The organism is Pseudomonas sp. P4_C4 (assembly GCF_056402055.1).
Genome location: NZ_JBFUID010000114.1, coordinates 1 through 8,124, shown reverse-complemented (window position 1 = coordinate 8,124; position 8,124 = coordinate 1). Strand labels below are relative to the sequence as shown.

The 8,124-nt window shown below is 53.0% G+C and carries 9 protein-coding genes and 3 pseudogenes; 5 read left to right on the top strand and 7 right to left on the bottom strand.

Features of this window, described 5'->3' with window-relative positions:
- The coding region (locus AC1DXW_RS30585; protein WP_477760873.1) for a transporter substrate-binding domain-containing protein at nt 1-180 on the bottom strand (180 nt) is incomplete at its 3' end.
- A 211-nt stretch (nt 181-391) separates the two neighbouring features.
- Here AC1DXW_RS30585 and AC1DXW_RS30580 point away from each other — a divergent pair.
- Nucleotides 392-1,327, top strand: coding sequence for a LysR substrate-binding domain-containing protein (locus AC1DXW_RS30580; RefSeq protein WP_223531541.1), 936 nt, complete (start codon nt 392-394; stop codon nt 1,325-1,327).
- 268 nt (nt 1,328-1,595) lie between these two features.
- Nucleotides 1,596-1,835: pseudogene (locus AC1DXW_RS30575) on the top strand (NADP-dependent oxidoreductase); the annotation flags it as partial.
- 166 nt (nt 1,836-2,001) lie between these two features.
- On the opposite strand, the pseudogene AC1DXW_RS30570 reads toward AC1DXW_RS30575, so the two are convergent.
- From AC1DXW_RS30570 to AC1DXW_RS30555, 4 genes and pseudogenes are all read right to left on the bottom strand, one after another.
- A pseudogene (locus tag AC1DXW_RS30570) lies at nt 2,002-3,141 on the bottom strand (tyrosine-type recombinase/integrase); the annotation flags it as partial.
- A 222-nt stretch (nt 3,142-3,363) separates the two neighbouring features.
- The gene (locus tag AC1DXW_RS30565) at nt 3,364-4,395 is read right to left on the bottom strand and encodes a site-specific integrase (RefSeq protein WP_477760872.1); all 1,032 of its coding nucleotides are present in this window, start codon (nt 4,393-4,395) and stop codon (nt 3,364-3,366) included.
- Nucleotide 4,396: 1 nt separating this feature from the next.
- Nucleotides 4,397-4,603: a DUF4224 domain-containing protein gene (locus AC1DXW_RS30560; protein WP_090455600.1), complete on the bottom strand. Its 207-nt coding sequence runs from the start codon at nt 4,601-4,603 to the stop codon at nt 4,397-4,399.
- 44 nt (nt 4,604-4,647) lie between these two features.
- Nucleotides 4,648-5,007 carry a hypothetical protein gene (locus AC1DXW_RS30555; protein ID WP_477760871.1) on the bottom strand — a complete coding sequence of 120 codons (360 nt, stop codon included), beginning with the start codon at nt 5,005-5,007 and terminating at the stop codon, nt 4,648-4,650.
- Between the two features lie 110 nt (nt 5,008-5,117).
- Between AC1DXW_RS30555 and AC1DXW_RS30550 the strand changes: the two genes are divergently transcribed.
- The gene (locus AC1DXW_RS30550) at nt 5,118-5,399 is read left to right on the top strand and encodes an excalibur calcium-binding domain-containing protein (protein WP_477757039.1); all 282 of its coding nucleotides are present in this window, start codon (nt 5,118-5,120) and stop codon (nt 5,397-5,399) included.
- Nucleotides 5,400-5,548: 149 nt separating this feature from the next.
- On the opposite strand, the pseudogene AC1DXW_RS30545 reads toward AC1DXW_RS30550, so the two are convergent.
- A pseudogene (locus AC1DXW_RS30545) lies at nt 5,549-5,803 on the bottom strand (DNA cytosine methyltransferase); the annotation flags it as partial.
- Between the two features lie 83 nt (nt 5,804-5,886).
- Here AC1DXW_RS30545 and AC1DXW_RS30540 point away from each other — a divergent pair.
- The gene (locus tag AC1DXW_RS30540; protein WP_477757038.1) at nt 5,887-6,141 is read left to right on the top strand and encodes a hypothetical protein; all 255 of its coding nucleotides are present in this window, start codon (nt 5,887-5,889) and stop codon (nt 6,139-6,141) included.
- A gap of 27 nt (nt 6,142-6,168) precedes the next feature.
- On the opposite strand, the gene AC1DXW_RS30535 is transcribed toward AC1DXW_RS30540, so the two are convergent.
- A complete protein-coding gene (locus tag AC1DXW_RS30535) occupies nt 6,169-6,636 on the bottom strand; it encodes a DNA methyltransferase (RefSeq protein WP_477760870.1) in 468 nt (155 codons plus the stop codon).
- A gap of 348 nt (nt 6,637-6,984) precedes the next feature.
- Here AC1DXW_RS30535 and AC1DXW_RS30530 point away from each other — a divergent pair, with 348 nt between their 5' ends.
- Complete coding sequence (locus AC1DXW_RS30530) at nt 6,985-7,944, top strand: hypothetical protein (RefSeq protein WP_477760869.1); 960 nt, start codon at nt 6,985-6,987, stop codon at nt 7,942-7,944.
- Nucleotides 7,945-8,124 lie beyond the last annotated feature (180 nt).

Sequence of the window (8,124 nt, the reverse complement as noted above, 5' to 3'; positions counted from 1 at the left end):
GAGTTGAGCGCAAATGGCATTACCCAGATCAATATCGAAACCGACTAATTGACCACTGGGCTCCTTTGATTCGAACGGAGCGAACGTCGGATCTACGCCGAAGCGAATCGTGCTCAAATCGTTAGCGAGCGCGCCGGTCGACGCGAGAGCAAATACCGTGGCGAGAATGATTTTTTTCATTTTTCTTTGCCTTTTTCTGTCATTGGAGTTTGCGCATGGCTAATGCAAGGTCTTGGTGCAGGGCTAATCCAGGTGGCCTTCACTGCCTGCAAGAGGCAGCGCTGGCAGGACCAGAATACGAGAGTCTGAATATTCGAAAAGATGTTAAAAACTGTTGCTTTGTATAGCTGAGCTAAAGTATTAATCAGCGCTCGATTTTCTGGAGATGCAGATGAATAACTTGCCTTCTCTGCGGGCCATACAGGTGTTTGAAGCTGTAGGACGCTTCGGTGGAATTGTCGAAGCGGCAAGGCGCCTGGGCATCTCGGCAGGGGCTGTCAGTCAGCAGATGAGATTGCTGGAAGACAGCCTGGGGATGAGTTTGACGTTCAGGGTGGGCAAGCGTATCCGCCTGACTGCTGCGGGGCAGCGTTACCACGATAGCTGCGTGGCAGCGTTCGAAATGCTGCGCATTGCTCAGGTAGAAGTCGAACGAGCGAAGAGTGCCACCAACTTACGGATTAGTGCTTTGCCATCGCTGCTTTCAGATTGGTTAGCTCCTCTTATCTACACATGGCAGAGCGATCACCCGGAAATAAATCTGTTTCTTGATGGTAGCCATGCTGAACCCTCACCTGACGGCTATGAAATCGATTTTCGGGTGACATACGGAGATTATGCGGCAACCGAGCACGCCATTGAGTTGTTCCGAGATTGTGTCGTTCCGGTCTGTAGCCCACACATGCTGCGTGCGGATATGCCGTTACGGACTCCGGCGGACCTGTTGGCTTACCCACTGTTATCGATAGATTGGTTGCCTAAATTCGCTTCCCCACCCTCTTGGCGTGATTGGTTCAGTGCACAACAAGTTGACTGTTCGCAAATTTCTGATGGATATCGGGTCTACTCATTATCTTCAATGGCCATCCAGGCTGCGATTCTTGGACAGGGCGTTGTGTTGGCGCAATATTCAATGATTGCCAATGCCGTAACGGATGGGCGTTTAATCATGCCGTTCGCCCAAGGGCTGCAAATGCCCTCGTCGTATTTTTTAGTGGGTGCCAAAGATGCTTTCGATAAAGCTCACTGTCGTGACTTCCATCGGTGGCTGGTGGCTCGTGGGCGAGATCAGATGACAGTAAATGAGCAACTGTTGACCAGCCCATAAGTAAAAAAGTATCCGTAGCGCATTCTGAGCTGATTTGTTCGTTGGGATGCGTCAGATGCGGTCCGAGGGTTTCTGTAGTCGCGCGAGCTCATGTGCGTAATGGCAGATTCAATGCCGTTACGACCCTGTTTTTTCCTCTTTAGCGTTGTGCCGGTAGGCGCGGATCTAAATCCCGCGTTACTCCAACTTCACAATCCCAAGAGCTAAATCATCATGAAGGCATTCTTTATCGATCGCTACGGCAAGTAATGGGCGAATTTGCATGACGGAAGATTCGATTGCGCTGAAACCCGAGAACCTCAGCATGGAGGACGCCGCTTCCATCCCCTTGGTCGCCTGACGGCCTGGCAGGTGCTGGTCGAAACAGTCAAATTGAAGAGGGGGGCAGAAGGTGCCTATCCAAGCCGGTTCAGGCGGCGTGGGCACCATCGCCATCCAGCTTGCCAAGTATCTGGGTGCGCTCGTTGCTACGACTACCAGCACCAGCACCAGCACCAGCAACGTCGAGTAGCTGAAAGCACTGAGTGCGGACGTCGTTATCGACTAGCTTTGTAGATGTTCCCTTCTTTCGTCGTCTTGCACGAATTTTTGGCTGTGAATTTCTGCCTGGCACGACGTGCCGGAATCGACCCGAAGCATGCGCTCAGCGATGCCTACAAAACTATGAATCTGATTCATGGGCGCGGCAGTGATCCAGTGGTGGCATACGCTGGAAAAGACATCATCGATTCTGAAGGTGGGTGCTCGTAGGTTGAGGACAACACAGCACTAAGTCGATCGCCCAACAGGTTCCAGGCACGTTTCTTTTCTTCGGCATAGTCGTGATGCAGGTAGTGGCGCCTCACCCGAGAACCCGCCAGCACATGATTTTGGCAGCGATCGATCACATCCAGGCTGACCCCCAACGCTTGCATCATGGTCGCGCCCGTGCGCCGTAGGTCATGCGGCGTCCGGTCACCGTTCTGACCGTCGGCAAGCACGAGCGTATCGTCATGATGCCGTCTGGAGAGAGCCTTACGGTTTTTGAACCGAGCCTGGCGGTCACCCACCTGCTTGCTCACCACTTTTACATCTACATGCTGATCATCCTGCTTGTTCGGAAAGCACCATTGCGAATCTCCCGTAAGGGTTTTGAGTTCCTGAAAGAAATGCAGGGCGAAGGGGGAGAGGAAGACATGGTGGTCTTGTTTCTTGCCACGGGTGCCTTTGACGTTTTCGCTGGGGAGGAACCAGGTCTGCTGGGCCAGATCGACATTTTTCCTTTCGGCTTGCAGCAATTCGCCAATCCGGCACAGCGTGCCCAGGCTGATCCAGAGCGCGAGTTGAGTTTCTTTTGTCAACGGCCGAATGCCGTCTTATTTTTGCCCGGCGGGGAGGGCGTTGTAATCGGCGGTCATTTGCTGGAAGCGGTTGTGCAATTCCAATAGCTCCGCCGGCGAAAGGATCCGGCTTCTTTCGGCCTCGTAGTCAGCCGGAATCAAGGGGGTGATGTCGACCAGTTCCGTCGGGTCGCCCTCGATCAACAAGGCCCGCCAAGGCTGGCGTTTTCTGGCCCCGCTGAACATCTGGGTGAGGTCGGCGAAGAAACTGATGGCTTGCCGGTGAGCGCCGCGGTTGACCACGGTGCGGGTCAGCGCCCGAATATCGTGTTCGGACACACTACTCACCGCGGTCTTGCCAAGTGCCGGGAATAGGTCCTTGTTAAAACGGCGCTGCAACTCGGCATTGCCGTCTTTGCGCGCCACGCCATCCAGCAACCAGGCCTTGGCCAGATCCTGGACCGTCAGTGTTTGCACCTTCGTCGTTTTTACTTGTCGGTGGAAACCTGTAGCAACGCTCAATACTGAGCCTGCTCGCAGACTGAGGGTACACATAGAGGTAGAAAATTTTTCGAACTCAAAATTTCCCTTTATTTTCAATAAGAAAGAGAAATGTTCGATTCCGGCTTCGGCACCATATAAATCAAGGGTTTGCGAGCGAAAGCTAGGCAAACCCTTGTTCGTTTCTGGTCCGCAATTATTGAATTGGTCCGCAATTCACTTGGTTGGTGAGACTTTCTTCCCCTTACGGTTTCGGATGTACTGCTCAGTCATTACGACGGTTGTATGCCCAAGTTGATCTCTGGCCTGCAAAATGTCGCCGCTTGATTCGGCCTTGTCAGTGCCAGCTTTAGCGCGTAAGTCGCGCATTTGGAACTCGGACTTTGCGACCCCGGCCGCTTCTCTGGCTAAGTCAAATCTTCCCCGCAACATCGCCACCGACATTGGTGTGCCATCCTCTGTAACGATCAGCCGCGTCGAGCGGACCTTGTGTCCTGACTTCCGGGACACAATTCGATCAATCAAAACCTTCAACTCACCAGTGATTTCAATTCGTCGCTTGGCGTTTGTCTTGCCCTGGAGGACCCATATCAGCCCTTCGCGGACGTCTCGCTCATCCATCAATCGTGTGTCTGTCACCCGTTGACCTGTCAAATAAGCAAGGTCCATCGCATCCCGAAGACCAACATCTGCTTTCTCGTACACGCGCTTGAACAGTGCATCCTCGATATAGATGTCCCGCCCCGTCTCCTTGTTGCCCTTTATCCCGGCGCAAGGATTGGCGAGTGCGGTATAGCCAATATCACGGGCGAAGTTCCAGATTGCACTGAGCAGGGCCTTCTCCCTGTTGGCACGCACCGGAGCGGCCTTACGCCAGGTAAGGTACTGGCGGACATGCAGCGGCTGGATTGTTTCGAGTGGGGCCGGAGGGTCGTCGAAAAATGACATCAGGTTTTTTAACTCCCTGACATTGTCCTTTTGTGTTGCTGGTTTCTTTGATGGCACTACGTCGACCAAATACTTCTCGGCCACGTAACGGAAGGTGATCACCTTGGCCACCAGGTCGGTGGCGGTGCGATCACGCTCGAGTTTCGCGTACTCCATGATCGCCAGACCGTAATCGCTGCCCAGCGGAATTTCTTTGCGGTCCTTGCCGCCGGTGTCGTAGTAGTAGAAAACCCGGCCGCTGGCTTTCTTACGCTCTCTCAGCCGGGCGATTGATCCGGGTTTGCTTGGTCGTCGTCCCATGTCAGCTAGCCTTGCGTGGTGTCCATGCGGGTTTCTCTGGCTCAAACATACCGACCGCGGTCACGGCCATCGCCGTGACGCTTGGCCAGCCATTCACCTTGATGGTGTGCCTGATGCCGTTCTTCTTCAGGTTGAGGATCTGGCCTGCCTTGGTCCGCGCGCCGGTGAGCTCGCAAACCTCCTCGTGGGATAGAAACTGGATGCTCATGAGCGTCTCCATGCCGCGCGTGGCGGCAGAGGGTGGTTATTGGATTAGGCTGCTTTGCACAATGCTTGGACGATGAGCCGGCGGCGACCCATGAGCACTTGTAGGCGATAGGCTCGGAATCGGCGCCTATCCAGTGAAGTTATCTCCGGGGTCAGATACGACAGATCCTCTTCCAACTGGCTGAAGTAATAGAGGTGCTCGCCGTCGCTTCCCCACTCAGGCTGTGCGGTTGCCCAGTTGCGAGCGGCAATGCATGGCATACAGGTTTTGAGCGAGCCCATGTCGCCTTCCCAGCTTCCTGATATCAGTTGGTACTTCTGGCCGGGCTCGATGTGCCCGTGGCATTCGCCGCATTTGTGCACCTTGCGAGCGGTGGGCGTGGATTCCGTTTGAAAATCGGACATAGCGATTCCTCGCCCGTCGTTCACCGGCAGGCTGTATATGGATTCGTGGGGTACGCTGGAAAGCAGGCAACGTGAGAACGCAAACGGTCTCTCATCATGGATGGATCAAGATGAAACTAATTTTGGTTGTGCTTGTTGTTGGTCTGTTGGCTTGGACGCTTTCCCCTGAATTTCAGTCCTGGGCTGAGGCTCGGCTATCGAATCCCCAAAGAACCTCTACGGTCGTGACTGCGCCGAAGCCTGTTTCGGCTCCAGTCAAATGCGATGGGCGCAAATATTGCTCGCAGATGATCTCGTGCGAAGAAGCTAAAAACTTTCTGCAAAATTGCCCAGGAATGGAAATGGACGGAGACCACGACGGGATACCTTGTGAGGCGCAGTGGTGCCGGTGACTATTCGCCGCTCATCGGCAGGCTGGTAGGTGGATTGTGAAATCAGATGAGGGGCGTCAGGCGAGCTGAACGGGTGAGCTAAGGTTTAGCGGTTCGCCTCGCCAGTTGCGTTTTACAGCTCCCCTTCTGAAGTGACTGGTGAGGTGACCCCCGGACTTCTTACCGCGCGCCTTCGAATGCCCCTGGCAACACGGCGAGGCCAGCATGATGTCGTGAGCCGGAACCTTCGACCAATCCGCCTGGTGCAGGTCCTGGCAAATGTGAATGGCGTCCGGGTGGTTAGCGCTGTGCCACTCGACCGCGACAGGCCAGTGATTGGCGGCCCAGATTACATCGATACCAGCATTGCGCGCACCGGTAGACCATCCGTCGAGACCGGCGAACAAATCGATTGCAGTAGTCATTGTTGATCCTCGCCGGCTGGCGTGATTCGTTGAAGTGGGGTATTTGTGTTCGGCCCGACATGTGGCCGGCTCAAGGAGAAACTATGAAATTGGCAGTTGATCGTCCCTGGACGAATGTCCTCACTATTGAAAGCGGCAAAGGGAAAGGTAAGGAGGTTATGGCTCAACCCACTTGGGGCAATGACAACGATCCGATTCCCGTTTCCATTTATGTGACCGTAAACGAGGATGGCGACACGGTGATCGGTAAGATCGATGGCCCCTTTGAAAGTATCAAACACGCAGAGCAACTGGCTCTTGAACGGGCTGCAGCTTGGTACGAACGAGGCAATGGCTGATTCATCAGAGCAATAGCTGAGGGTGGCTCAAGCGAACATGTCAATTTGCGGCTCCGGCGTGTTCGCCCTGATCAGCTCGGTCTCCAGCCTTGCTTTCGCGGTATTGAACATTGCCTCATCCTGCTCAATGCCGAGGAGCCGTCGGTTGAGTTGGAGGCATGCAACGCCTGTGGTCCCGCTTCCCATGGTGTTGTCCATCACTACCTGACCCGGACGGGAGTAGGTGGCGATCAAGAATTTCATCCAGGCGACTGGTTTTTGCGTTGGGTGGAAGCTATCGGCCTGCTTGTCGCTAGAGAAAAACTGCACCGAGCGCGGGTGCCGGTCTGTTGAGTCGTACTCGGTGAGGTGCAGCGCCTTGCCGTAACACTCAGAATCGACCGTCTTCCGCTTGTTGGTCTTGCGCTCATGCCCGGTCGACATCTGCGGGTTGTACACCGGTTGCTTTCGGTAGAGGACCTGAGCGCTTTCATTTGCCCGAAGCGGCTGCTGCATTCAGGAAGCCAGTGGCGTTGCCTTTCTCCCAGATCCATTCGTACCGGTAGTTCTTCGGGTTGCTGGCCACGACCAGTGACGAGAACGGCTGAGCCGCGCACAACACACATGGCCGCTTCCGGCTTGGCGGATTCGCAGGTACTCACGCCAAGGCGGTTCGAAGGAGATGATCACGTCCCTCGCGCACTGAACCGTGCCGTACGGCAGATCTGCGAGCACCATGTCGACGCTTTTGTCGGGCATGGTGCTCATCACCTCAAGACAATCGCCGAGGTACAACCAGGGCTCCATGGCCATAAGTGAATTCCAGTCAGGTGCCGACTTCCCGGACCGGGAGAGGCAAGGATTATGAAATATTCGTTGGTAAAAATAGTTTGGCTTATCTATCATTTGCGCGCCAAAAATCAAGGATGGTATTCAATGTATTCGCTGATATTCACAGGCCTTTTAGTCTCTTTGGTTTTTATAAGTGGGGTGGCTTACTATTTCTATAAAATGTCTAGTTCTGACGCTCGCAATCAAGACCCGCAACCTTTTAATCAGTTTCTCTTGGGGCTTTGCGCGGCAGCTTTTGCGATAATCATAGTTTTTTTGTTTTATATATTTGTAGGTGATCAGTTTGATATAGCGAATAACATGGGGCAGGTCGGCGATTTTATTGGAGGGTTGACCAATCCAATACTAAGTTTTTTGGCTTTACTTGTGTTGCTTAGAACGACACTCATTCAGACTTCTGAATCTAGAAGAACTACAAAATTTATGGAGTCGCAGTATAGGTTGATGGAAATGGAGAAATTTGAAGGTACTTTTTTTCAATTGCTCGACCGTCTTGACAAATATTGCGATTCTCATTTTAGAGTTCTCAGTGGAGGGAAGGGCAATGAGACAGTTGTTTCGGCAATAGCTACCTCTCTTACTAAGGCTAGATCTGGTTTTGATTTACTTCCGTCAATTGGGCAATATCGGGCTGCAAAAAAACTTGTGTTGAAATTGACTCATAGTGATTTGTGCAATGTATTCAATCATAGAGCGCTTAGGGTAGTCCGGCTCGTTGATAGGTCGGACTTGGATCTGGGAACCAAAAGATCCTACATGGGGATATTGAGAGATACGATGCTCCCTGATGAGAGGATTGTATTGTCTAGTGTTAATTTTTTTATCTCAAAATCGAATCGTGAACTGATAAGGAAGTGGGAGGTGGATTATTTAGTTTCTAGTGCATATGTTTGTGATCATGTTGCGAATTTCTATCAAAGCTCGGAGAAACATCGAGCCTGGGCAAAGCCTGCTGAGTTGTTGAAGAAGTAGAGCTAGCGAAAGTGCAGTCTCGGGTATGCGCCGCCCTCCGTGACCGGATGCGACAGTTAAGTGGTGGTTACGCCGACTCTTCGATTTCGTCTTCCGGTTCGCCGGGATCGTCCTTGAGCTGCTGGCGACATGCTGCCTTGAAGGCTCGCGACACTTTTTCGCTAACTACATAAGGTGTCG